Source organism: Dysgonomonas sp. 216 (assembly GCF_010501065.1).
In the GTDB taxonomy this organism is placed as follows: Bacteria; Bacteroidota; Bacteroidia; order Bacteroidales; family Dysgonomonadaceae; genus QVMM01.
Genome location: NZ_QVMM01000015.1, coordinates 15,874 through 40,667, shown reverse-complemented (window position 1 = coordinate 40,667; position 24,794 = coordinate 15,874). Strand labels below are relative to the sequence as shown.

At 36.7% G+C, this 24,794-nt stretch carries 19 protein-coding genes and 2 pseudogenes; 20 read left to right on the top strand and 1 reads right to left on the bottom strand.

Annotation, left to right across the window (positions count from 1 at the left end):
- Positions 1-15 precede the first annotated feature (15 nt).
- The 19 genes and pseudogenes from nuoH to D0T53_RS09500 all read left to right on the top strand — a co-directional run bounded on the left by nuoH (position 16) and on the right by D0T53_RS09500 (position 19,532).
- A complete protein-coding gene (gene nuoH, locus D0T53_RS09590; RefSeq protein WP_163267278.1) occupies positions 16-1,122 on the top strand; it encodes an NADH-quinone oxidoreductase subunit NuoH in 1,107 nt (368 codons plus the stop codon).
- An 18-nt stretch (positions 1,123-1,140) separates the two neighbouring features.
- Positions 1,141-1,608 (top strand): annotated as a pseudogene (locus tag D0T53_RS09585) (4Fe-4S dicluster domain-containing protein); the annotation flags it as partial.
- Between the two features lie 162 nt (positions 1,609-1,770).
- Positions 1,771-2,274 (top strand): NADH-quinone oxidoreductase subunit J, encoded by a 504-nt coding sequence (locus D0T53_RS09580; protein WP_163267274.1) that lies wholly within the window; start codon positions 1,771-1,773, stop codon positions 2,272-2,274.
- Between the two features lie 11 nt (positions 2,275-2,285).
- The gene (gene nuoK, locus D0T53_RS09575) at positions 2,286-2,603 is read left to right on the top strand and encodes an NADH-quinone oxidoreductase subunit NuoK (RefSeq protein WP_163267272.1); all 318 of its coding nucleotides are present in this window, start codon (positions 2,286-2,288) and stop codon (positions 2,601-2,603) included.
- Positions 2,604-2,630: 27 nt separating this feature from the next.
- Complete coding sequence (gene nuoL, locus D0T53_RS09570) at positions 2,631-4,565, top strand: NADH-quinone oxidoreductase subunit L (RefSeq protein WP_163267269.1); 1,935 nt, start codon at positions 2,631-2,633, stop codon at positions 4,563-4,565.
- A gap of 32 nt (positions 4,566-4,597) precedes the next feature.
- Positions 4,598-6,067 carry a NuoM family protein gene (locus tag D0T53_RS09565; protein WP_163267267.1) on the top strand — a complete coding sequence of 490 codons (1,470 nt, stop codon included), beginning with the start codon at positions 4,598-4,600 and terminating at the stop codon, positions 6,065-6,067.
- 43 nt (positions 6,068-6,110) lie between these two features.
- Entirely contained in the window at positions 6,111-7,544 is a 1,434-nt protein-coding gene (locus D0T53_RS09560; protein ID WP_163267265.1) for an NADH-quinone oxidoreductase subunit N, read from the top strand.
- A 126-nt stretch (positions 7,545-7,670) separates the two neighbouring features.
- Positions 7,671-8,390 (top strand): MotA/TolQ/ExbB proton channel family protein, encoded by a 720-nt coding sequence (locus tag D0T53_RS09555; protein ID WP_163267263.1) that lies wholly within the window; start codon positions 7,671-7,673, stop codon positions 8,388-8,390.
- A gap of 5 nt (positions 8,391-8,395) precedes the next feature.
- Entirely contained in the window at positions 8,396-8,806 is a 411-nt protein-coding gene (locus D0T53_RS09550; RefSeq protein ID WP_163267261.1) for a biopolymer transporter ExbD, read from the top strand.
- A gap of 155 nt (positions 8,807-8,961) precedes the next feature.
- A complete protein-coding gene (locus tag D0T53_RS09545) occupies positions 8,962-9,198 on the top strand; it encodes a PepSY domain-containing protein (RefSeq protein WP_163267254.1) in 237 nt (78 codons plus the stop codon).
- Positions 9,199-9,202: 4 nt separating this feature from the next.
- Positions 9,203-10,468: a metallophosphoesterase gene (locus D0T53_RS09540; protein WP_163267251.1), complete on the top strand. Its 1,266-nt coding sequence runs from the start codon at positions 9,203-9,205 to the stop codon at positions 10,466-10,468.
- A gap of 49 nt (positions 10,469-10,517) precedes the next feature.
- On the top strand, positions 10,518-11,774 hold the full coding sequence (locus D0T53_RS09535) for a hypothetical protein (protein WP_163267249.1): 1,257 nt from the start codon (positions 10,518-10,520) through the stop codon (positions 11,772-11,774).
- The gene (locus D0T53_RS09530) at positions 11,771-13,330 is read left to right on the top strand and encodes a hypothetical protein (RefSeq protein ID WP_185152988.1); all 1,560 of its coding nucleotides are present in this window, start codon (positions 11,771-11,773) and stop codon (positions 13,328-13,330) included. The genes D0T53_RS09535 and D0T53_RS09530 overlap by 4 nt, the downstream gene beginning before the upstream one ends.
- 12 nt (positions 13,331-13,342) lie before the next feature.
- Entirely contained in the window at positions 13,343-14,026 is a 684-nt protein-coding gene (locus tag D0T53_RS09525) for a cytidylyltransferase domain-containing protein (protein WP_163267247.1), read from the top strand.
- A 91-nt stretch (positions 14,027-14,117) separates the two neighbouring features.
- The gene (locus D0T53_RS09520) at positions 14,118-14,663 is read left to right on the top strand and encodes a DUF3332 domain-containing protein (protein WP_163267245.1); all 546 of its coding nucleotides are present in this window, start codon (positions 14,118-14,120) and stop codon (positions 14,661-14,663) included.
- Positions 14,664-14,802: 139 nt separating this feature from the next.
- A pseudogene (locus D0T53_RS09515) lies at positions 14,803-15,975 on the top strand (class I SAM-dependent RNA methyltransferase); the annotation flags it as partial.
- Between the two features lie 104 nt (positions 15,976-16,079).
- Entirely contained in the window at positions 16,080-17,705 is a 1,626-nt protein-coding gene (locus D0T53_RS09510; RefSeq protein ID WP_163267241.1) for a DUF4836 family protein, read from the top strand.
- Positions 17,706-17,715: 10 nt separating this feature from the next.
- Positions 17,716-18,360 (top strand): ATP-binding cassette domain-containing protein, encoded by a 645-nt coding sequence (locus D0T53_RS09505; RefSeq protein ID WP_163267239.1) that lies wholly within the window; start codon positions 17,716-17,718, stop codon positions 18,358-18,360.
- On the top strand, positions 18,357-19,532 hold the full coding sequence (locus tag D0T53_RS09500) for an ABC transporter permease (protein WP_163267237.1): 1,176 nt from the start codon (positions 18,357-18,359) through the stop codon (positions 19,530-19,532). The genes D0T53_RS09505 and D0T53_RS09500 overlap by 4 nt, the downstream gene beginning before the upstream one ends.
- A gap of 5 nt (positions 19,533-19,537) precedes the next feature.
- Here D0T53_RS09500 and rlmH read toward each other — a convergent pair whose 3' ends face one another.
- Entirely contained in the window at positions 19,538-20,011 is a 474-nt protein-coding gene (gene rlmH / locus D0T53_RS09495; protein ID WP_163267235.1) for a 23S rRNA (pseudouridine(1915)-N(3))-methyltransferase RlmH, read from the bottom strand.
- A 668-nt stretch (positions 20,012-20,679) separates the two neighbouring features.
- Between rlmH and D0T53_RS09490 the strand changes: the two genes are divergently transcribed.
- Entirely contained in the window at positions 20,680-24,771 is a 4,092-nt protein-coding gene (locus D0T53_RS09490; RefSeq protein ID WP_163267233.1) for a hybrid sensor histidine kinase/response regulator transcription factor, read from the top strand.
- Positions 24,772-24,794: the final 23 nt, after the last annotated feature.

Genomic DNA, 24,794 nt, shown 5'->3' with positions numbered 1-24,794 from the left:
AAAATAAAAATATATATGTTGTTAGAAATTTCGCAACCATTAGAACTTGTAAAACCTTTAGCCTTGCTAGACAGTACCTTGAGGGAGTATTTACCCGAATGGGGTGCGTTGGCAATCGAATTTGTACTTGTCGGGTTGGTTTTACTTACTATGTATGCCGTTCTGGCATTAGCATTAATTTATGTCGAACGTAAAGTTACAGGATTCTTTCAATGCCGTTTAGGTCCTAATCGTGTTGGTAAATTTGGTATTTTCCAAAGTGTAGCCGACATGATTAAGATACTGATTAAGGAAATTATCCAGATAAATAACGTAGATAAAGTCTTATTCTATGCTGCACCATTCTTTATGATTGTAGCATCGATGCTTACATTCGGAGCAATACCCTGGGGACGGGGTCTGCATGCCATCGATTTTAACATCGGGGTATTTTATGTTGTAGCTGTATCATCGTTAGGCATTATCGGGGTATTACTTGCAGGATGGTCTAGTAATAACAAATATTCGATGATTGGAGCGATCCGAAGCGGAGCACAATTTATCAGCTACGAGCTTTCGGCAGGGTTTGCACTTATGACGGTTGTTGTGCTTTGCGGAACAATGCAACTATCCGAAATTGTAGAGCAACAAACCTACGTTTATCACTGGAATATATTCCGTGGGCATATACCTGCTATAATAGCATTTATTATTTACTTGATTTCGGGACACGCCGAAACAAACCGTGGACCTTTCGACTTACCTGAAGCTGAATCGGAGCTCACAGCCGGATACCATACCGAATATTCGGGTCTGCAATTTGGATTTTTCTACCTTGCCGAGTACCTGAATATGTTTATTATAGCTGCCATAGGAACAACCGTATTTCTTGGCGGATGGCAACCCATTCAGGTTGAAGGATGGGACACATTTAACCAGATAACTAATTTTATTCCATCATATATATGGTTCTTCGGGAAAGTAGGTTTCCTTATCATGTTGAGTTTATGGGTACGCTGGACATTCCCTCGTTTAAGAATAGACCAATTATTGAACCTTGAGTGGAAATATTTGCTACCAATCAACATGTTCAATCTTTTACTGATGGTAATAGTTGTTCTTTTAGGTTTGTATATTAAATAATTACTGAGATTAAATAAAATGAGTGCATTTTCAGAATATTTTAAAGGTCTTTTTGGTGGCATAGGCTCATTGCTTACCGGAATGAGGGTTACCCTTAAAGAGCTTTTCACTAAGAAAATAACACAGCAGTATCCCGAAAACAGGAAAACACTTGTTATATCCGACCGTTTCCGTGGCGTATTGGTTATGCCGCATGACGAAAACAACGAACATGCTTGTACTGCTTGTACCATTTGTCAGACAAACTGTCCGAACGGTACAATAAAAATATCGACAAAAACGATAGAAACCGAAGACGGTAAAAAGAAAAAAATACTGGACGAATATCACTACGATTTAGGGATGTGTACATTCTGTAATCTGTGCGTTATTACTTGCCCGTTTAGCGCAATTGAATTCAGTAACGAATTCGAAACATCGGTATTTACGCGTGGAAAACTCGATATGCGCCTGAATAAAGAAGGCTCGAAATTGAGGGAGAAAAAAGTAGCTCCAAAACCTGTTGCTGAGAAAACAGAAGCAAAACCTGCAGAAGAAACACAAGCTCAGCCTAAAGCCGAAGTGGATAAACCAACACCTGCGTCGACAGATGCTTCTGCTGATGCAAATGTTGATAATAAAGAATAAAGTAAAGAAGTTCATATAATTATGGCAGAACAAATTATATTTTCAATCCTGGCGTTTGTAATCGTATTCTTTTCTATAATGACGGTTATAACCAAACGCATAATAAGATCGGCAACATACCTTTTGTTTGTTTTATTGGCAACAGCAGGTTTTTACCTGTTGATCGATTACCATTTTCTTGCTGCTGTTCAGGTGGCTGTTTATGCCGGAGGGGTAATGGTATTGTTTATATTTTCGATACTACTTACTCACGAGCCGGGCAAGGAAGTAAAAACCGAAAAACCAAAACGTATAATAATAGCTTTCCTTGCCGCTTTTGCAGGATTGGCTATATGCGGTCACATTATATTTAATAATATGACTAAAGCTTATGAGTATCTTACTCATGGCGAAATAAACATGAAAACATTAGGTATCACAATGATGGGTACCGATAAGTTTCAATACCTGCTACCATTCGAAGCTGTCAGTTTATTACTACTGGCTTGTATTATAGGTGGCATAATGATTGCTCGAAAAAGATAAAAATATAAGATATGAATAATATTCCAATAGAAGCTTGTCTGGCAGTAAGTACTATCATGTTTTTTGCGGGAGTATACGGATTCCTTTCGCGTAAAAACTCTCTTATGGTTCTTATGTCGTTAGAATTAATGCTAAATGCTGTAGATATTAACTTCGCTGTTTTCAACCGTTATTTATATCCGGGAATGTTCGAAGGTTATTTTTTCGCACTGTTTGCGATAGCTATAGCAGCTGCCGAAACAGCTGTGGCAATAGCAATAATAATTAATATATACCGTAATGTAAAATCGATATATATTGACGAAAATATAACAGATCTGAAAAACTGATTAGCTACAAAAGATAAATTATAAGATATGTCATATACATTGTTAATAATAGTGCTTCCGGCCATCATGTTCCTCATACTGGGACTTGGAGGTAAAAAGATGAAACCAGCCTTTGCCGGAATTTTAGGAACACTGTCGTTATCTGTCATTACAGTTTTGTCGTACATGACAGCATACGAATACTTCTTTAAAATAGGGCGTTCTGCCGAAGGAGCTTTCGGAACAATTACAGCACTTAACTTCGAGTGGTTAAAATTCACCGATAAATTGCATATTGATCTGGGTATTATGCTCGATCCTATATCGGTAATGATGCTTGTTGTTATCACAACCGTATCGCTTATGGTACATATATACAGTTTGGGATACATGAAGGGCGAAAGAGGATTTCAGCGCTACTACGCATTCCTTTCGTTATTCTCGTTCTCAATGCTGGGATTGGTGGTAGCCACTAATATTTTTCAGATGTACATTTTCTGGGAACTTGTAGGAGTATCGTCGTATTGCCTTATCAGTTTTTATTATACAAAACCTTCGGCTGTTGCAGCTTCAAAAAAGGCATTTATAGTTACACGTTTTGCCGACCTGTTTTTCCTTATCGGAATACTTATTGTTTCGTTCTATTCCGAAACGTTCGACTTTGCAACACTAACTAACCCGAATGCTTCGTTTGTGCAAGAAACATTAGGTGTATCATTCCTTGGTTTTTCGGTACTATCGTGGGCTATGATGTTTATCTTTATCGGAGGTGCAGGTAAATCGGCTATGATGCCGTTCCACATTTGGTTGCCCGACGCAATGGAAGGACCTACACCGGCTTCGGCGCTTATTCATGCTGCCACAATGGTGGTTGCAGGTGTATTTCTTGTTGCGCGCCTGTTCCCTGTTTATCTTTTTGGGACACCCGAAGTTTTAGAAATAATTGGCTACATCGGTTGTATAACATCGCTTTTCGCCGCAATTGTAGCATGTACTCAAACCGATATTAAACGGGTACTTGCCTACTCTACCATATCGCAAATTGCATATATGATCACTTCGCTAGGTGTTTCGGGATATGCCGGACACGATGGGTTAGGTTATATGGCATCAATGTTCCACTTATTTACACATGCATTCTTCAAGGCGTTATTATTCTTGGGAGCAGGAGCAATTATACATGCCGTGCACAGCAACGAAATGAAAGATATGGGCGGACTTTGGAAAAAACTTCCTATCACACACATAACGTTCCTTATTGCTTGTTTAGCGATTGCGGGCATTCCTCCATTTTCAGGATTTTTCAGTAAAGACGAAATTTTAGCGGCAGCATTCCATACAAACAAGTTTATGTTCACTTGTCTATTCCTTGGAGCCGGTTTAACCGCATTTTATATGTTCCGCTTGTATTACCGTATATTCCACAATGGAAAAGACCAGCACTATCATCACGAGCCACACGAAGCCGGATTAGTAATGACTATACCATTAATGATATTGGCTATATTTACAGTAATTGGCGGTTTTGTGCCATTTGCCGACTTAATAACAGCCGACCGTCTTCCTTTCGAAGCACATATCGATTGGACTATCGGAGGACCAAGTATTCTGATTGCAGTAATAGGAATAAGCATTGCTACAGCAATGTATTTCAAAAAATCGGAATTGCCCGACAAAGTTGCAAACGGATTCAACGGTTTTTATCGTGCAGCATACCGCAAATTCTATTTCGACGAAATCTGGTTGTTCATCACACGTAAAATTATATTCAATTGCATATCGCGTCCTATTGCATGGTTCGACCGTCACATAGTTGATGCATTTATGGACGGGCTTGCATTTGTAACCAACGGTGCATCGAATAAAATAAAAGGATGGCAATCGGGGCGCATACAAAGTTATGCAACTACCTATCTTGTAGGAGCATTGTGTTTTGTATTTGTTTTCGCTGCAATTTGCATCGTGTGCTTTATATGTAAATAACCGAATAGTAAAAATATAAGATATTATATAAAATGGATATTCTATCATCGTTAGTTCTTGTTCCCGTTTTAATGCTGCTGGCATTTATACCTTGCCGCAATATTAAACAAGTAAGGACAGTTGCCGTTATCGGGGCAACAATAGAGTTAATTCTGACATTGGTTCTGCTATACATGTTCTATGCTGAACGTAGCGCAGGAAACACAGCCGAAATGTTGTTTATACGTGATGTTGTATGGTTCAAGTCGCTTAATATACATTATGCTATAGGAGTAGACGGCATATCGGTTATCATGTTATTGCTGACTTCGATAATTGTGTTTACAGGGACATTCGCATCGTGGAACTTGAAACCGCTGACCAAAGACTTCTTCATGTGGTTAACATTACTAGCTACAGGGGTCTATGGCTTCTTCATTTCGATAGACATGTTTACAATGTTCTTCTTTTACGAAATAGCACTTATACCAATGTACTTGCTTATCGGGTTGTGGGGAACAGGACGTAAAGAATACTCTGCCATGAAACTTACCCTGATGTTGATGGGTGGTTCGGCATTCTTGTTCGTTGGTTTGCTAGGTATTTATTTCAATTCGTCAACAACAGGCGATTATACATTTAATATACTTGAGGTTGCACAAAATGCAGCTATTCCATTGTCGGCTCAGTATTGGATATTTCCGCTTACGTTTGTAGGTTTTGGTGTTCTTGGTGCATTATTTCCATTTCACACTTGGTCGCCCGACGGTCACGCTTCTGCGCCAACTGCCGTTTCGATGCTTCACGCAGGTGTATTAATGAAATTAGGAGGCTACGGATGTTTCCGCATAGCCATGAAACTTATGCCTGAGGCAGCAAACGAACTTTCGTGGATATTCCTCATACTTACAGGCATAAGTGTAGTGTATGGAGCTTTTGGAGCCATTGCTCAAAACGATTTGAAATATATAAATGCTTACTCTTCTGTTAGCCATTGCGGGCTGGTATTGTTTGCTATTTTAATGATGAATCAGACTGCTACCACAGGTGCGGTAATGCAAATGCTTTCGCATGGATTAATGACAGCTCTTTTCTTTGCCCTTATCGGTATGATTTACGGAAGAACACATACCCGTGATATCCGAGAGCTAGGAGGATTGATGAAAATTATGCCTTTCTTATCTGTTGCATATGTTATTGCCGGTTTGGCATCGTTGGGGTTACCCGGATTAAGTGGTTTTGTTGCCGAAATGACAATCTTCGTAGGTTCGTTCCAACATCAGGATACATTCCACCGTGTGCTTACAATTATGGCATGTGCTTCTATTGTTATAACAGCAGTTTACATTCTGAAAGTTGTAGGTAAAATACTTTATGGCAAAGTAGTGGACGAGCATCATCTTGAACTGACCGATGCAGTTTGGCACGAAAAAGTTGCCGTTGTAGGGCTTATTATATGTGTTGCCGGAATGGGGTTATTCCCCGGATGGATTTCCGACCTTATCAGTTCAAGCCTGAATTAAGATTAGATTATTGTTTTTGAAAAATATAAAATAAAAATATAAGATGGATTTAAGTAATTATTTGTTGATGAAGCCCGAATTATCGCTCATAGTGGTATTTCTAATACTTATATTGTACGATTTGTTTGCTTCAGACAACGCTAAAAAATACTATTTCCCCGTAGCATGCCTGTTGTTTCTAGCACATACGGTATTTTGTTTCACAGTACTGAAAGAGACAGGTGAGAAATTTGCAGGTATGTATATTGCCGATATGGCTAGAGGAACGGTTAAATGCATTTTAAATGTAGGTGTATTCCTCATCTTTTTGCAGGCTAACTCGTGGCTGTCGAAACCCGAATCGATACATAAGCGGGGCGAATATTTTATGCTTACAATCCTTACTTTATTAGGTATGTATCTGATGATTTCTTCGGGACACTTCCTGTTATTCTTCATCGGATTAGAAACCGCTTCTTTACCAATCGCAGCACTAGTCGCATTCGACAAGTACACACATCACTCTGCCGAAGCAGGGGCAAAATATATATTCAATGCAGTATTCTCGTCGGCTGTAATGTTGTTCGGAATATCGTTCCTATATGGGGCATGTGGGTCGCTTTACTTTAGCGACATTGTGACGACCCTTACATTCGGGCCTTTAACAATAATGGCGATGATATTCTTCCTATCAGGATTATTCTTTAAAATATCGCTTGTTCCGTTCCACATGTGGGCACCCGATGTTTACGAAGGAGCTCCTACAAATGTTACTCTTTATTTGTCAACTATATCAAAAGGAGCTTCGGTTTTTGCCCTGATGGCAATTCTATATCATGTATTCCCTATTTTGTCCGAAGTTTGGTATGTAATCCTTTGGATTATTATCTTACTTACTATAACTGTAGGTAATTTATTTGCCCTTCGCCAAAAAAACATGAAACGCTTCCTCGCATTCTCATCAATATCGCAGGCAGGTTATATTATGTTGAGTGTATACACAGGAACAGCGTTGGGAATGTCTGCTTCGATATACTACATTCTTGTTTATGTATTTTCAAACATGGCTGCTTTCGGTGTAATATCTGCCATCGAAGATAAAACAGGCAAAGTTAACATGGACGATTATAACGGGCTATACCATACAAATCCTAAACTGTCGCTTGCAATGATGATAGCAATGTTCTCGCTGGGAGGTATTCCGTTTACTGCAGGATTCTTCAGCAAAATGTTTGTATTTATCGCAGCAATGGAGAATGGAAGCGTAGCAAGTATAGTTATTGTTATATTGGCATTCCTAAACACAATAATATCGCTTTATTATTACCTATTGGTAGTGAAGGCTATGTTTATTAATAAAAACAATTCTCCTATCGAAACTCTTAAAACCGATAGCTATCTGAAAACATCACTTGTATTTTCGATGATAGGCATCGGAGCTGTCGGCTTGGTTAGCTGCATATATGAATTTATCAGTTCTGTTAGTTTCGGGATGTAAGAAAATGACGTTCGTACTTAAAAAATAACAATATTCTTTAAAAATCGACAATGTAGTAATGTTTATTCATCTATCTTGTCGATTTTTGCATTTTAATAATTCACAAGTATCACCTGAATTCAACTTATGAACCTATTTGTTTTACTTCAAGCCACACAAGCGGCTACAGCTCAATTAACAGAAACAGCAGAAGCTGTTCCCGCTGAAGGTACTTCTTATTTCAGCTTAGTATTAAAAGGAGGATGGATTTTATTACCTATCTTTTTATTGTCGCTATTAGCTATATACTTGATTATAGAGCGATGGTTAGCTATCAGCCGCATGGGTAAAAACGATTCGATATGGATGTCTCGGGTTATCGAACTCATATCAGAAAATAAAACAGACAAAGCCCTTCGCTTTTGTCTCGAACGCCCTTATGCATCGGGCAAAGTTATAGCCGCAGGGCTAAAAGAAATAAACAATACCGAAAAAGATATTGAGGATGCAATGCAGATAGAAGCACGCCAACAATTATCTTTTCTTGAAAGAGGAATGAATTATTTAGGAATTACAGCATCTATTGCACCTATGCTCGGGTTCCTTGGTACAATATTTGGAGTAATATTGATATTTTATAATATATCGATGACTAACGACCTGAATATAGCAAACATATCAGATGGGCTTTACCAAAAGATGATTTGTTCGGGAGCAGGGTTATTAGTTGGTATTGTTGCTTATTCAGGATTCTATATACTAAACGGACGTATTGACAGGGCTGTTGTTAATATGGAGAAAGCAGGAAATGATGCATTAAAAGCCATCAAAGCTGCCCGCAAATCAGAACAAACAGGAAAAGAGTAAGAAACATGAAAATAGAACGTCGGAAAACCAGAAGTGCAGAAGTATATACATCATCGCTGAATGATATTATGTTCTTCCTGCTACTGTTCTTTCTCATCATATCAACAATGGTAACTCCCGCGGCTATACGTGTGGTATTACCCAAGTCTGCAACATCCGAAAATGTCCTGATAAAAAAATCAATTATCGTTTATATCACAGCCGACCGTCAATATGCGATAGACGATCAGGCAGTAACATTCGACGAAATAGAACCACTTTTAGCTGCCAAACTAGCTAGTAAGGCAGAAAATGAAGAGTTCAACGTTTTGTTACAAGCCGATAAGACTTTAACAATACAAGATGTTATTGATGTTATTGACATAGGTAATAAGCTACAGGTTAAAATGGCGTTATTTACCGAGAAGGATAAATAGTACTCAATCTGAACTTGATTTATATATCACAGAAGCCCGGTTATTTGTAGAACAGATAATCGGGTTTTATATCTAAAAATAGCTTTAAGACAGACCTGCTAAAAGAATAAAAAAATATTAGTACCTTTACAGGTACGATATTTACTTATAACATTATGGATTTACTTTTAGACCTTATTGATATTGGAAAATATATTATAGGAGCGATGGGTTTATTGGGACTTATTATGCTAATAGCCGGCATATATAAAAGACAAGCCGAAACAATCCAAAGAGGAGCACTTATTCTGTTAGCTGCAATAATACTATTTATATGTGGTTATCTGGTCATACGTAAAACGAACGACAAAATACAACATATTGAAGAAGAGATTTACTATAATAATTTCTAATATCGTGAGAAATCTTCTCAAACTCATATTCCTTTTTATTTGTATGTCGTCCTGTGCCGTAACAGAATCTGAAATCGTTACAATAGGTATTATGAGCGATATGCATTATCTATCCGGGAAACTAACGGATGGAGGCAATGCACATAAAAACTATGAGCGAATTGCCGGAAGAAATATATCCGACATCTCTGCTATATTAGACAAAACCTTAGCCGATTTTTATGATAGAAAAATCGATATACTCCTCATTCCCGGCGATATGACTAAGGATGGAGAAAAGCAAAGCCATGAAGAATTTATATTAAAATTGCAACCTCTTATCGACGCAGGTGTCAAAATATACGTTATTCCGGGCAATCATGATATAAATGTGCCGAACCCTATCGGCTTCAAAGAAAATACAACTTACAAAGTTGAAAACATATCGGCTTCCGAATTCGAAACCATTTACTCGCAATGTGGATATAATGATGCCATATATAAAGATACAACCTCGTTAAGCTACGTTGCCGAATTAACAGTCGACACGTGGTTACTAGCAATAGACTCGAACAAACATAAAGAATATACTAACCAAACAATTACAGCAGGGCATATACAACCTTCGACAGAGCAGTGGATAACAGAAGTTTTATCTCAGGCAAAACAAAAAAACAAGAAGGTTATTGGCCTGATGCACCACGGATTAATCGAACATATAATATTTCAGGATCTTATTTTTCCACAATACCTTGTAGACGATTGGCGAAGGCTTGCCTCTTTATTTGCTGATAACGGAGTTAAATTTATATTCACTGGGCATTTTCATTCTAATGACATTTCAGAATTCGAATCTGATAAAGGCAATAAACTATACGACATTGAAACAGGAGCATTATCAGTTTATCCGTTCTCGTACAGAATCGCAGAGATGACTAACGATGCTCTAGACATTAAAACCTTTCGCGTAACCGATGTAGAAGCTAATCCGGATTTTTGGGAAGATGGACGCAAGCATGTGAAACAATGGGCTAAAGAAATAGTGAAGCAAAAAATAAGAGAACGTAATTTAAAAATTGCATCGGATGCCATTCTTGAAAAAATTGCAGATCTTGGTAGCGAAATCGTAATCTTACATCTGCAAGGCGACGAAGAACTAAATGACGATCTCATCCTGAGAATAAAAGAAATAGCCCAAGAAGCCGATCTGCCTATTGATTTATCGCCCGAATACATGCAACTGGATATGCCGCCATCAGACAATAACGTGAAGCTATTTTTCGGGAAATGACATCAGCTTATGAAGACATTTCTTTACTTTTGTAAGTAATAACAGGAAAATGGATAATAAACTATACAAACGATATAAAACTTTAAAAGACAAATTAAACTACTCTTACAAAGGGTATAATTTGCAGAAACTAGTTCCCGGCTATCTCAATTATATATTTGCTGATGAAAACCCATCGGCACGGGATGTTTTTAAACAATTTTATTTAAGTACGCAATCTTCAGATTTTCACAAAATATTTGAATCAGAGCACGATACGGTTATTACTTATCTTATAAATAGAAGTGATTATAAAGAACTTGCAGAAGCAGCAAAAAATGATTACGCAGATGTAGAAGTAATTGATCTTTCGGAATTACCTGTAACAAAATTCTTTGTTCTCAATTTCTTCTACCTAAAACATCTGATAAAAGCATTTAGAGTTGTTGTTTTCAGGTCAGCCGGAGAAACCCTTATGACAAAACTTTTTTTGGTGGCTCTACTTACGAAACTATTCAACCAGATAAGATTTGTTGAGAAGTATAAAACGCCCCAAATAAAACATTATATATGTTTTAATTCGGCATACAAGGACGAAAGCTTGTTAACCGAATACTTCAATAAACGGAAGATTGAAACAATATCGTTGCAACATGGTATTTTTTGCGATTTCAAACTTTTTCTTCCTTTCGACTATATAAACTTTGATAATTTCATTTCTCAAAAACTTTTGTGTTGGGGGCAATCTACAATAGACTACCTTACATCTAAAGGCATCGATCACAAGCGACTAATACTTTTCGGGAACCCTAAATATAAAGACATCAGAATATCCGAAAATAAGATAAATCAATCGTTTACCCGCTGCCTTGTACTACTAGGAAGAGGTATATATACCGAGACGAATGACAGATTGTTGAAGTTATTGAACGAATATAACGAAAAGCAAAAAGACAATAAAATATTGTTCTACCTTAAAAAGCATCCTTTTCTGCTCGACTCCGACCACAAGCAATTTGCAAACGTAAAAAATCGTATGATATTTCTAGGAAAAGAACATTCTGTGCAAGAACTATTAAATTCCGACCTTGTCGATTTCACAATAGCTGTAAACACAACCGCTTACTACGAATCGTTAGCTTTAGGAAAAATATCTTTGAGATGGACAGAGATGGAGAATGAAGAATTTTATGGTATGGATGACAAGTTTTACGATATGGAATCGTTCGAAACAAAACTTGAAATATTTAAACAAGCTCCGAAAGAAGATATAACGCAAGACATAACCAAAGTTATAGGTTACGTTTTTAATCCACAATTATTATGATAGAGATTTTAGATTGTACGCTTAGAGACGGTGGTTATTATACTAATTGGGATTTCGACTATCCTCTCGTCAGCAATTATTTTCAGGCAATGGAGAATTTGCCTGTAACATATGTCGAAATTGGCTATCGATCGTTAGTCATTGATGGTGGATATAAAGGTGAATTTAATTATTGCCCTGATTACATTATTAAAGAAGCACGTAAACAAATGCCATCGAAAAAGATAGGCATTATGCTTAACGAGAAAGAAATAAATCCGGGCGATGCATCAAAGCTTTTGGCATCGTGTGTCGGGCATGTCGATATTATACGAATGGCTGTCGACCCTAAAAATATGGATAAAGCTATCCTGATAGCCAAAGAAGTAAAAGAAATGGGCTTCGAAGTAGGGTTCAATGTTATGTATATGTCAAAATGGGACGAATACCCCGGTTTCGAAGATAAAGTAAAAGCATTAAATGGTTTGGTAGATTCTTTTTCGATGGTCGACTCCTTTGGAGCAATGTTTCCAGATGGTGTTGAAAAACTAACAAAAAGAATGAAACAGATATTACACTGTAAAGTTGGATTCCACGGGCACAATAATACTGAACTGGCTTTTGCAAACACCTTATCGGCAATAGAAAGTGGTTGTGATATTATAGATGCAACTATCTGCGGAATGGGACGAGGAGCTGGCAATCTGCGCACAGAATTACTTTTGTCCTATCTTTCTTCGAAAGAAGGTGTTAACACCGATTTTAACAGCTTAGGACTTACAGTATCAGATTTTGAAAAATTAAGAGAAAAATACGGATGGGGCACCAACTTGCCCTATATGGTTTCGGGTTTCAACTCATTACCACAAAAAGATGTTATGGATTGGGTTACACGCCGTTTTTATTCGATAAACAGTATACTGCAGGCGCTACACAATATGCGGGATAAAAAAGGGGACAACTTAAAATTACCGGTATTTAACGCTGGCAGAAAAAAGTTTGATTACGCCTTCATTATAGGCGGTGGACCTTCGGCTGCAACAAAAGCTAATCCTATAAAGCAATTTATAAACAAACTGAAAGACAAACAAATATGTATAATACATGCAAGCAGTAAAAATGCCGATTATTACAAAGATATTGATATACCGCAATTTTTCTGTCTTGTAGGTAATGAAGGACATCGGTTGGAGAAAGTTTTCGCAGGATTCAATATAGATATCATGTCATGCGTGCTCCCCCCCTACCCACGCAAAATGGGAACCTACGTTCCGAACAGATTGATAGATAAAAGCTTCGAACTGAACAACATCACATTCTCGTCGTTGTATCAGGATTCTCATACGGCTTTAGCCCTTCAAACTATTATTGAACTAGGAGTAAACACCATATATATAGCAGGATATGATGGATACGATGGCACAATAAATGATAATGAACGCATGCTTACACACGAAAACGAATACCTGCTATCAAGGTTTGTTGATAAAAATCCGGGAATTAATATCGCAACTATAACAGCTACTAAATACCAAGGTATCAAAAACCTGTCCGTTTTCGGATTATTAACTGACTAAAAATACATATAGATGAAAATAACAGTATTTTTGCCTTGTAGAGCCGGAAGCGAGAGGGTGCCTAAAAAAAACACCCGCCCTTTTGCCGGTATAGAAGGAGGGCTGCTTAAAATAAAACTGAATCAATTAATAGAATGTAAATCTATTGATAGTATAGTCTTATCGACGAACGACGATGAAGTAATAGATATAGCAAAAAAACTGAACAACAGAAAGGTATTAATAGATCGCCGTCCCGAACATTTAGCGACGTCGTCGACTTCAACTGATGATTTAGTGAAATATGTCCCAACTATTATCACAGATGGAGCCGTTTTGTGGACTCATGTAACATCTCCTTTTGTAGATGCTCTAATATACGAAAAGGCAATAAATATCTACAAAGATAATTTAATGTCGGGCAGTAACGATTCGCTTATGTCGGTCATGTCTTTACGTACATTTATCTGGGACAAAAACGGAGCGGTTAATTACGATCGTAACAAAGAGAAATGGCCACGTACACAAACTATAGAACCTTTGTTCGAAGTAGACAGTGGTATATTTTTGGCAGGAACCGACATATATAAAAACATGCAAGACAGAATTGGTGCAACTCCATATCTGTTCGAAAATAATGAAATAGATGCTTTCGACATCGACTGGGAAGAGGATTTTTTTATTGCCGAAGCAATCTATAAAAATCTAAAAAAATAGAATATTGAATTTAAAATTTATTTTCAATCCTTGTTCTGAACTTTAAAAGACTATTATTGTTATAAAAACTAAACCTTCAAAAAAAGTAATTATGAGAAAAAATGTATTAATTATGTCTGCTGTAGTAGCACTAAGCAGCAGTATTATGTTTTCGTCCTGTATTGGATCTTTTTCACTTTCGAACAAGATTTTGGCTTGGAACAAAACTGTTGATAACAAATTTGTGAACGAACTGGTGTTTGTTGCGCTTAATATTGTTCCGGTGTATCCACTATCGATGGTAGCCGATTTGCTTGTTATCAACTCAATAGAATTCTGGACCGGAGATAATCCTATCGAAGCAGGAATAGTAAAAGAGGTTAAAGGTGAAAATGGAATTTACACTGTTGAAACTTTAGAAAACGGCTATCAAATTCAGAACGAAGCTGGAGAAGCTGTTGAACTTATTTACAACAAAGAAGATAATACATGGAGTGTAGTTCAAAACGAAGAGTCTACTAAACTTATCAAAATAGTTGACGAAAACGAAGCTATTGTATATATGCCTAATGGTAGCGAACAAACAGTAGAACTGTCAAATGCAGGAATGATGGCTTTCCGTCAAATTGCAAATAGCACTTATCTGGCTACAAGATAATAAAACAAATACAAAATATTGTACAGGCTGTTCGGAAATACCGAACAGCCTGTTTTTTTAGTTTATTACTTAAAATAAGCAACTTTAGACTGTATTTTAATTATAAAAGTGCTATTTTTGAACTATATAAGAAATACAGATGAGAAAGAAATTCAATATGATTGCCAAAACGATGGGAGGCCTCGAAGATGTTTTGGCAGAAGAGCTCATTGCTTTAGGTGCTGATAATCTTGAAATTGGCCGACGAATGGTATCGTTCGATGGTGATACCGAACTGCTTTATAAAGCAAATATATGTTGCCGTACAGCTCTCAGAATATTGAAACCTATCCACTCATTTACTGCAAAAAATGCCGATGAGCTATATGCTGAAATAAAAAAAATAGATTGGAGTATATACATGAACGAGAAAAATACCTTCGCGATCGATTCGGTGGTTTTCTCGCAAATATTCAGTCACTCCAAATTTGTAGCCTACCGTGCAAAAGATGGTATTGTTGACTATTTTACAGAACGCACAGGTAAACGCCCCTCAGTTAGCACAGCTAATCCCGATTTACTAATAAATATACACATCGCACAAGATACCTGTTCTGTATCGTTAGACAGTTCGGGAGAATCCTTACATAAAAGAGGCTACCGCATAGAGCAAACCGAGGCTCCGCTAAATGAGGTATTAGCCGCCGGAATGATATTGAAAACCAAATGGAAAGGACAATCGGCATTTGTCGATCCCATGTGCGGCTCGGGAACATTGCTTATTGAAGCTGCTATGATAGCCATGAATATCCCTCCCGGAATATATCGTAAAAAATTTGCTTTCGAAAAATGGGCCGACTTCGATAAAGAACTCTTTGAATACATTTACAACGAAGATAGTAACGAACAAGAATTCAATTATAAAATATACGGCTCGGATATTTTGCCCTCGGCAATAGAAACAGCACGTAAAAATGTAAAAAGTGCAGGACTCAGCAAATATATAGAGTTAAGCGTAAAACCCATACAACAGTACACAGAAGCTCCAGCTCCAAATGCCATGCTTGTTACCAATCCTCCCTATGGAGAACGATTAAAACCTGACGATTTATTGGGGCTTTACCAGATAATTGGCGAACGCATGAAACATGTTTTTACAGGATATACAGTATGGATTTTGAGCTACAAAAAAGAACTGTTCAATATGATAGGACTAAAACACTCGCAAAGAATACCCTTAGTTAATGGTTCTCTTGAATGCGAATTTCGTAAATATGATATATTCGCAGGCAAAAGAGATGATTTTAACAGAAAAAAAAGGCCTAATAACAGTTAAAAAAAAACAGAAATTCATTATTTTTGACGTTGATTCTGATTATTACCAGATTCACAAGCTTTAACATAAACACTTTTTCACACTCTAAAATATTATTGATTATGAGAATTTCAAAACTTTTTCTAGTTCTAGCAACTGCAGTTTTTGCCTTTTCCTCGTGTAAAAAAACGACACAGGATTTAGCAGATGCTATTCCTGCAGACATGGGATATGTAGTACATATCAACACACAATCGATGATTGAAAAGTCAAACTACGACATTTTCAAAAATGTAACCGTACAAAGAGGTATAAATATGGCTAAAGCCATGATCGGAAGTGAGCAATCGGTAGTAGATATGATAGATGCTTTCACTAAAGATGTAAACTCTTTGGGGTTAAACCTTAAAAATGAAGCTTACTTCTATACCGATTACAAAACTTTCGGTGTTATATTGGGAGTAAACAACGCTGACAAATTAAAACAATCTCTTCTGAACATCCCGAACATGAAAGAGTCGGAAATGCTTAAAGAAGAAGATGGCATACATTATATATCGATGGGCAACAATGGAGTTTTTGCTTGGAACAAAGAAAAATTTCTTATAATAGCCTCAATGAATATGTATAACTACAGAAATTCGAACAACGAATCGGTTGACATGTTGGCTATGGCTAAAAAACAATTAACACAAGGTAAAGACCAAAGTATCAGATCGAAAGAAGCTTTTGCTAAATTCGAAGGAAATAAAAAAGACATTTCGGTGTTCTATGCATATTCTCCTGACATGTTCAAATCTATGTTCGCTATGTCGGGCATAACGTTGCCCGAAGGAGCTTCTGCCGAACTTGATAAATTAGACGGAGTTTCGCAAGGAATGTATATTTCGTTTGAAAAAGGAGAGATCGCAGCAAGCAATGATATGTTCTACAATTCTGCCGAAATAGAAGCTAAATATAAAGAGTTAGGAGCTTCGATATGTGGCGAGCTAAAAGGCGAACAATTAAAATACATTGCAGAAAATCCAATTTTCGTGATGTCTGCAAATCTTAAAGGAGCAGGTATATACGATTTCTTGAAAAGAATTGGCGTTATCGAGAAAATTGAAGATGAAGTAAACGACGAAGAAAATGGCATCAATGTTCAATCAATTGTAAGCAATATTGAAGGCGATATTACTTTAGGATTGACAAATATTCTTTCTATTAAGAAAGAACGTTCATGGGGCGAATACGATTCTACTTTCCCTGAGTTCTCTTTAATGATGGATATGAAGGATGGAAAGTCTTTGTTTGATTTGTTGAAAATGGCTATCGGTAAAGCTGAATCGGAAGACCTAAAACAAATTGACGAAAACACTTACAGCGGCGATATAGAAGGCACTACAGCTTATGTAGGTTTAACCAACAACATGTTATACTTTACTAACAGCGAAGCCACTTATAATGCTATCAAATCATCTTCAACTATATCAAAAGGTTACGATGCTTTGGCTAAAGGTAAAGCTGTTATGTTTGCCGGAAACATCAAGTCGTTGAAAGCTCCTGTATTGAAAGAAGTTTCGGACAAGGAAGCTAATACTTTACTTGGCGAATTTATCGACTTATTCGATAAATACGAATATGCAGGCTCAAACGAAGATGCTAATGGAAAATTAGCTGTAACAGACAGCAGCAAAAACAGTTTGGCTGTTATATTCCAATATGTTGATAAATTGCTTACAGCAATGAACGACAAAATGAGATAATAAAAAACTTATGGATAGAATTTTGCTCCGAAGTGTATTACCTGATGTATTTGCCGATACGGACAATTTAGAATCGGGTATATGGAAACAAGACATAAACTTCGACAGAGGAAATTCTTATCTTATTGAAGCTGCCTCCGGAAAAGGGAAAAGTTCTTTCTGTAGTTTTATATATGGCTACAGAAAGGACTTTTCGGGCAGCATTTTTTTTGACAAAAGCAATTTGAACAGTATCTCCGGCAAAGAATGGGATTTGATACGCACCAATCATTTAAGCTTACTGTTTCAGGATTTAGCGCTATTCCCCGAACTTACAGCTCTAGAAAACGTTCTGCTAAAAAACACACTTACAAACCACAAAACCTCAAAACAGATTACCGAAATGTTCGGTATACTTGGTATCAAAGACAAACTAAACCAAAAGATAGTTAAAATGTCGTGGGGACAACAACAGCGGGTTGCTATAATTCGTTGCCTCTGCCAGCCTTTCAATTTTATTATACTTGACGAACCTATCAGCCACCTTGATGATAAAAACGCAAATATAGTTGCCGAACTTGTAGAACAAGAGGCTAAATTACAAGAGGCAGCCATAATTGTAACCTCGATAGGAAAACACCTTCCGTTGAACTATAATAAAGATTATGCGCTATGAATTTGGTTTGGAAACTATTAAAAGAAAATATAAGCAAAGCACAACTTATCGGTTTTTTTGCAGCCAACCTTATAGGAATGACTATTGTTTTGGTAGCCATTCAGTTTTATTCCGACATAAACCCTATATTTACACAAAAAGACGACTTATTTAAACGCGATTTTTTTACTATCACTAAAAAAGTAAGTATCCTTAATACTTTTGCGTCGGGAGCATCGGGCTTTACTCCTGACGAAATAAACGAACTGCGCAATTCGGGATTTGTTAAGGATCTGGGGATATTTGTACCTTCCCGATTCGGGGTATATGCAGGTATCAACCAGAAAGGTGTACGATTTGGAACAGAAATGTTTTTCGAATCGATTCCCGATAAATTTATCGACGTAAAAAGCAACGATTGGCGTTTCTCGCCTGTCGATAACACTATCCCCATAATATTACCCAAAAACTATCTTGATCTATATAACTTCGGGTTTGCCGAATCGCAGGAAATGCCCAAAATAACAGAGGGGATGATAGGTGTAGTGCCTCTGGATGTTACAATATTCGGGCAAGGACAACGAAAACAAATGAAAGGCCGCATAGTAGGCCTGTCTAACCGTATAAATACAATTTTGGTGCCATCAACATTTATGGAATGGGCTAATCAAAATTACGGAAACGAAAAAAATGCGAATGCATCGCGTCTAATACTCGAAATAGATAACATAACAGATACACGCATAGCCGAATTTCTTAAAGAAAAAGGATACGAAGTGGAAGGTGAAAATGTGGCGATAAGCCGGATGTCCTCTTTCTTGAAAATACTTGTTGGAATTGTTATCACAGTAGGTACCATAATATGCATACTATCGTTCATCATATTGGTATTAAGCATTTATCTGCTACTCGAAAAAAATATGCAAAAACTGCAAAAACTTCGCCTGCTTGGTTATGCACGCCTTCGGGTAACAGCCCCTTACGAACGCCTTGTTGTTATAATGAATGCGTCGATACTATTACTATCTGTAATTTTCATGTTATTAATTAAACTCCAATATACAGCAATAGTTTCAAAAGTTTGGTCAAATTTCGAATCGCGAAGCATTGTTCCTACAATACTTATAGGGGTTTCTGTTTCGTGCCTGCTTTCGGCTTTCAACATTTACATTATACGTCGGAAAGTAAAATAAACTACCTATTCGTGATGATAAGGCTCGTTATTCAATATAGTCATTGCCCTGTACAACTGTTCGGCAAAAACCAAACGAATCATCTGGTGCGAGAAAGTCATTTTTGACAACGATATTTTTTCCGAAGCTTTATCATAAACACTGCTCGAAAAACCATATGGCCCGCCAATAACAAACACCAATCGTTTAGGGACAGAATGGGTTTTCTTCTCAATGTAAGTTGCAAATTGCATCGAGGTGTATTCTTTTCCGTGTTCATCGAGTAAAACCATATAATCTCCCGATTGTAAGTTTTTGAGAATAAGTTCGCCTTCCTTATCTTTTTGCTGTTCGCTATTCAAGCTCTTTGTATTTCTTATATCGGGAATAACTTGTATGTCGAACGGCAAATAATGTTCGAGACGTTTACGATATTCTTCAATCGCTTCCTTAAAATATCCGGCATCGGTTTTACCTATTACCAATAAAGTTATTTTCATGATAGTATTTGGGGAGAATCATTACCAGTTGAAACTATAAATTAAAAGGATGAAGGCAACCAAAGCTATACAAAACAAGAAGATATCGACTGTATGGCGGTTCTTTTTACCATTTTCATCAGACAAAATCTTGTTCCATATATTTCTTATACACTTCATAGTTAAACACAAAGATATATTATGTTGTACAAAAAGACAAAGAAAGAATAGCCACTATTAACAAAAAGAACCCTGCAAGTTTCTTCTTTTTCATGCAAATCGACAGCTAAAATTTATCTATATACCAGCTACCAATCTCAATTCAACTTGCGGCACCCAATAAGCAAAAACATAATTTGCAAAAAACTGTCAGGATTGTCAGGTTTTGAATAAATACAGCTTGTATACCATTGTAACGTCACACTAATTCTACACTGATAGAATATTGCAAAAAGAACAGGATTCGAATAACGACCCTTATTTTATTACAACGAGTAACATTATAGTATTATCTATTTTGGTTTATACAAAATAAATTCGTAATTTAGAACTTGCTGACTTTGTTCTCGCACAAAATGGAACAATAAGATAAAAAACATTCATTTAGGGCATAAGAATTATTCAACTCATTTTTTAGGGCTAAAAAAGCTTCAACAGAAGCCGGATAGCAAAAGACATTTAATTTATTTATGAAAAAGATTATATATTTATTTTTACTGTTATTTATTGTAAACTGTAATAATACATATTCGAGTCGCATATCAGTCACACCTATAACCTTAACAGAACAACTGCCATCTAATTCGGTACAAAGATTATATCAAGATAAGGAAGGCTTTATGTGGCTGGCCACTCTTGACGGATTATGCCGTTACGATGGATACCAAACTCTTGTATTCAGATCTAATCTGAATAGTCCGCAACTACTTACAAATAACGAAATAACCTGCTTAAGTGAAGACACTAGCAACCGCTTATGGATAGGGACGAAAAAAGGAATGAACATTTTGGACAAAAGTACTTACCAAATAAGTCATTTCGACGGGCAAGAATTAGCAAATCAGGAAATAAGGTGTATCACAACAACATCGGATAGTAGTATATGGGTTGGAACAAACCGACAGATGTTCAGGTTTAACCCCGATATGACGCTGCGTAAAAAATACGACAGTTCGCTACCTATAGGCAGTATAAATTCGGTATACGAAGACTTAGATGGCAATATATGGGTTACAACGTGGCGAAACGGACTTCATAAATACGACAAAGAAAAAGACACATTCAAGAATTTTCCGGGCATAGGAAACTCTAACAACCCATTCAAAGTATTTCAGGATAGTAGAAAACAGCTATGGATTTGTACATGGGGCGATGGTATATTTTTATTCAACCCGAACGAAAGCGAAAATGGTCAGGCAATGTATAAACCGATAGAGGTTTATTCCTTAGGACGTAACACACCTGAATTATATGCGTTCAGTATTGAGCAGGACGATATTCAGGAGTATATCTGGATTATATCTACCGCAGGTATGCACGCCATGAAATACACCGATAATGGCGATATAGAGCAAGACGTTGAAGCCTCTAGCTTATTCAACGTATCGAACAATATATTCAGCGAAGTTATAAAAGACCATAATGGTAATCTATGGATTGGGACTTTTAGCGAAGGTGTATTAACTGTTAGTTTTAACAAGCCTGTAATAGAGAACTATTCGTTGCAAGCGATTAAAGACATGACAGGTATCACACCTAATATAACATCAATATATCAGGACAAGGATAACGATTTATGGATTGCTCAAAACCGATGGGGATTAGGCTTATTTGATCCGCAAAAAAATAAAGTAAGCTTTTTCCGAGACAATCCGGAACTAAGAAGCTTACCGGGCTTAAACCTTGTTAACTGTATTTCAAGCTTCAGATCAAGACCCGAAGAAGTATGGGTTGGAACACAATATGATGGATTGATTTACCGGATGAAAAAGAAAAATGGCAATATTTCCCTGCTTAGCCAAACTAATCTGTATAATATTGTTGACGATCCCGGACAGCCGCTGAGCTTTTTTGAAGACAGAAAAAATAACATTTGGATAGTTACATCAACAAAACTTATAGTATTACCATACAACAAAGACAATGCTATAACTCTTCCTTTAAATTCGATAACAGGAATAACCGAAGACACAAAAGGTTCGGTATGGGTTAGCAGCCGAAATTCGGGAATTTACCACATTCCGATACAAGGAAGCATTAACATTGACGGATCGAAGATTATAAACTATAGCGAGACTAATGGAAATCTTATAAGCAACAATATTACCTCCATTTGCGGCGATATAAACGGCAAAGTCTGGATAGGCACAAAAGAAGGCAATATCATAACATATGATATTCTGGAACAACGATTTACCGATAATTCAGATTTGTTCAAAATATTAAACGAAGGTATTCTTAACATAATTTCTGACGATTTCGGGCACATATGGATATCTACAAATAAGCGTATAATAGAGTACAACCCCGTAAACAAAGCTTTGCGCAGTTACTCTAGCACCGATGGGGTTTTAGTTAATTCGTTCTTGGAAAATTCTTATCTGAAAACAGCTTCCGGAAAAATATTGTTCGGAGGGAACAAAGGCATATCAGTATTTACTGCTTCGGAGAAGCTATCGGAACACCCGAAAGATGCAAAACCATTAGTTATTGATGTTAAAATTAATAACAAGTCTGTTTTCCGAAATAATGATAATCATCGGTTCGATGTTATATCTCAAACACTAGTATTGGAGCCCGGAGATAAAAATATAGAAATAAACTTTTCATCTCTTGACTACATATATCCAACCAAAATTCAGTATGCATACAAAATGGATGGCATTGACGATGGCTGGGTATACAACGAAAGCGACCGACAATTTGCAATATATAACCAACTGGAAAAAGGAAATCATAAGTTTTATATCAGATCGACAGATGAGAACGGTTTATGGTCGGATAATATCACCCTGTTAAAGATATACAAACGCCCTGCTTTTTACGAAACATGGTGGGCCTACATGATTTATACACTAATAATAATAATCTTAATATATATTACATACCGGACAGCAATAAACAGGATAAAATTGCGAAATGAACTGAAGATAGCACAGATTGAAAAAGACAAATCGGAAGAATTGACTCAGAGCAAGTTACGTTATTTTACCAATATTTCTCACGACTTCCTAACTCCTCTTACTATCATTTCGTGCTTAATAGATGATATAGAAATGACTTATAAGGGCAAAATAGGGCAATTTGAGATAATGCGTTCAAATGTAAATCGGCTAAAACGCTTGCTACAACAAGTTCTTGATTTCAGAAAAGTTGAAAGCGGCAGGATGAAATTACAAATATCGTACGGCAATATTGTCACTTTTATAAAAGATGTTTGCGATACTCACTTTATGCCTTTGGTAAAGAAAAAGAACATAAACTTTTCTTTCGTTTCTGAAAATAATCAAATTCAGGCCTACTTCGATGCCGACAAAGTGGACAAAGTTATATTCAATCTTTTATCAAATGCATTTAAATATACTCCTAACGATGGAGAAATAAAGGTTGAATTGAAACAAGAGACAAAGAAAGATAATCAAGCTTATATTGTCATAAAAATAAGCGACACAGGAGTAGGAATTTCCCAAAGCGAACTTGATAAAATATTTGTCAGGTTTTACAGCAATAGTTCCGACAGGCAGTTTAACGATAGCAATGGAATAGGCTTATCTCTAACTAAAGATCTTATAGATCTGCATAACGGAACAATTAACGTCGAAAGCGAAGTTAATGTTGGAACAACATTTACTGTCGAGCTCCCTATAGACGAAAAGGCATACAATGTAACAGAAGTTGTAAAAGGAGACAATATAACTATCTTGGATAAAGAAGAATTGCCTGCTATTGAAGAAGAAGGCAAGACTAACAAACTGGATGAAATTGAAGCTATTACCGAAAATACTGAAGCCGAAAACACCGAAAAAGAACAAACAACAGTATTGCTTGTCGAGGATAATGAAGAGCTATTAACATTGATGAAAAATATATTGATCAAAAGTTACAATATATTCACAGCAACTAATGGTATTGAGGCATTATCATCTATCAAAGAAAATAGTATTGATATTGTTATCAGCGATGTTATGATGCCCGAAATGGATGGTTTGGAACTCTGTCGCACATTAAAGAGTAATCTGGAAACGAGCCATATCCCGATTATTCTGTTAACGGCCAAAAATAGCGCCGACGACCGTATAGCCTGTTATAACGCAGGAGCCGACGCGTATATATCTAAACCGTTCGAGCTCAAGGTGTTAGCGGCACGTATACACAATTTTATTGTAAATAAAAAAGACAAACAGAAAGAATTTAAGTCGAATGTAGAGATAAACATATCGACACTCGACTACCAATCGTCCGATGAGCAATTTCTTAATAATGCGATATCTATTATAGAAAGAAAACTTTCTGATACAGATCTGGATGTGAACCTGTTTGCACAGGAATTAAACATGTCAAAATCTTCGCTTTATCGCAAAATAAAAACTATGACGGGTTTATCTCCTAACGAATTTATCCGGAATATCAGACTTAAACATGCTTGTCAGATGCTTAGAAATCCATCTGTTTCCATTTCAGAAGTAGCTTATTCTGTCGGATTCTCCGATCCTAAATACTTTACATTGTGTTTTAAAAACGAGTTCGACGTAACCCCTAGAGAATATCAAAGATCACTATAACAAATACAGGCTGCCTAATGAGG

What these genes read in the sequence shown, in the direction of transcription:
- D0T53_RS09545 (WP_163267254.1), top strand. Translation starts at nt 8,962, where the DNA reads ATGGATTTACTTTTAGACCTTATTGATATTGGAAAATATATTATAGGA.
- D0T53_RS09560 (WP_163267265.1), top strand. Translation starts at nt 6,111, where the DNA reads ATGGATTTAAGTAATTATTTGTTGATGAAGCCCGAATTATCGCTCATA.
- nuoK (WP_163267272.1), top strand. Translation starts at nt 2,286, where the DNA reads ATGAATAATATTCCAATAGAAGCTTGTCTGGCAGTAAGTACTATCATG.
- D0T53_RS09530 (WP_185152988.1), top strand. Translation starts at nt 11,771, where the DNA reads ATGATAGAGATTTTAGATTGTACGCTTAGAGACGGTGGTTATTATACT.
- D0T53_RS09505 (WP_163267239.1), top strand. Translation starts at nt 17,716, where the DNA reads ATGGATAGAATTTTGCTCCGAAGTGTATTACCTGATGTATTTGCCGAT.
- D0T53_RS09500 (WP_163267237.1), top strand. Translation starts at nt 18,357, where the DNA reads ATGAATTTGGTTTGGAAACTATTAAAAGAAAATATAAGCAAAGCACAA.
- D0T53_RS09490 (WP_163267233.1), top strand. Translation starts at nt 20,680, where the DNA reads ATGAAAAAGATTATATATTTATTTTTACTGTTATTTATTGTAAACTGT.
- D0T53_RS09510 (WP_163267241.1), top strand. Translation starts at nt 16,080, where the DNA reads ATGAGAATTTCAAAACTTTTTCTAGTTCTAGCAACTGCAGTTTTTGCC.
- D0T53_RS09555 (WP_163267263.1), top strand. Translation starts at nt 7,671, where the DNA reads ATGAACCTATTTGTTTTACTTCAAGCCACACAAGCGGCTACAGCTCAA.
- nuoL (WP_163267269.1), top strand. Translation starts at nt 2,631, where the DNA reads ATGTCATATACATTGTTAATAATAGTGCTTCCGGCCATCATGTTCCTC.
- D0T53_RS09520 (WP_163267245.1), top strand. Translation starts at nt 14,118, where the DNA reads ATGAGAAAAAATGTATTAATTATGTCTGCTGTAGTAGCACTAAGCAGC.
- D0T53_RS09565 (WP_163267267.1), top strand. Translation starts at nt 4,598, where the DNA reads ATGGATATTCTATCATCGTTAGTTCTTGTTCCCGTTTTAATGCTGCTG.
- nuoH (WP_163267278.1), top strand. Translation starts at nt 16, where the DNA reads ATGTTGTTAGAAATTTCGCAACCATTAGAACTTGTAAAACCTTTAGCC.
- rlmH (WP_163267235.1), bottom strand. Translation starts at nt 20,011, where the DNA reads ATGAAAATAACTTTATTGGTAATAGGTAAAACCGATGCCGGATATTTT.
- D0T53_RS09525 (WP_163267247.1), top strand. Translation starts at nt 13,343, where the DNA reads ATGAAAATAACAGTATTTTTGCCTTGTAGAGCCGGAAGCGAGAGGGTG.
- D0T53_RS09550 (WP_163267261.1), top strand. Translation starts at nt 8,396, where the DNA reads ATGAAAATAGAACGTCGGAAAACCAGAAGTGCAGAAGTATATACATCA.
- D0T53_RS09580 (WP_163267274.1), top strand. Translation starts at nt 1,771, where the DNA reads ATGGCAGAACAAATTATATTTTCAATCCTGGCGTTTGTAATCGTATTC.
- D0T53_RS09535 (WP_163267249.1), top strand. Translation starts at nt 10,518, where the DNA reads ATGGATAATAAACTATACAAACGATATAAAACTTTAAAAGACAAATTA.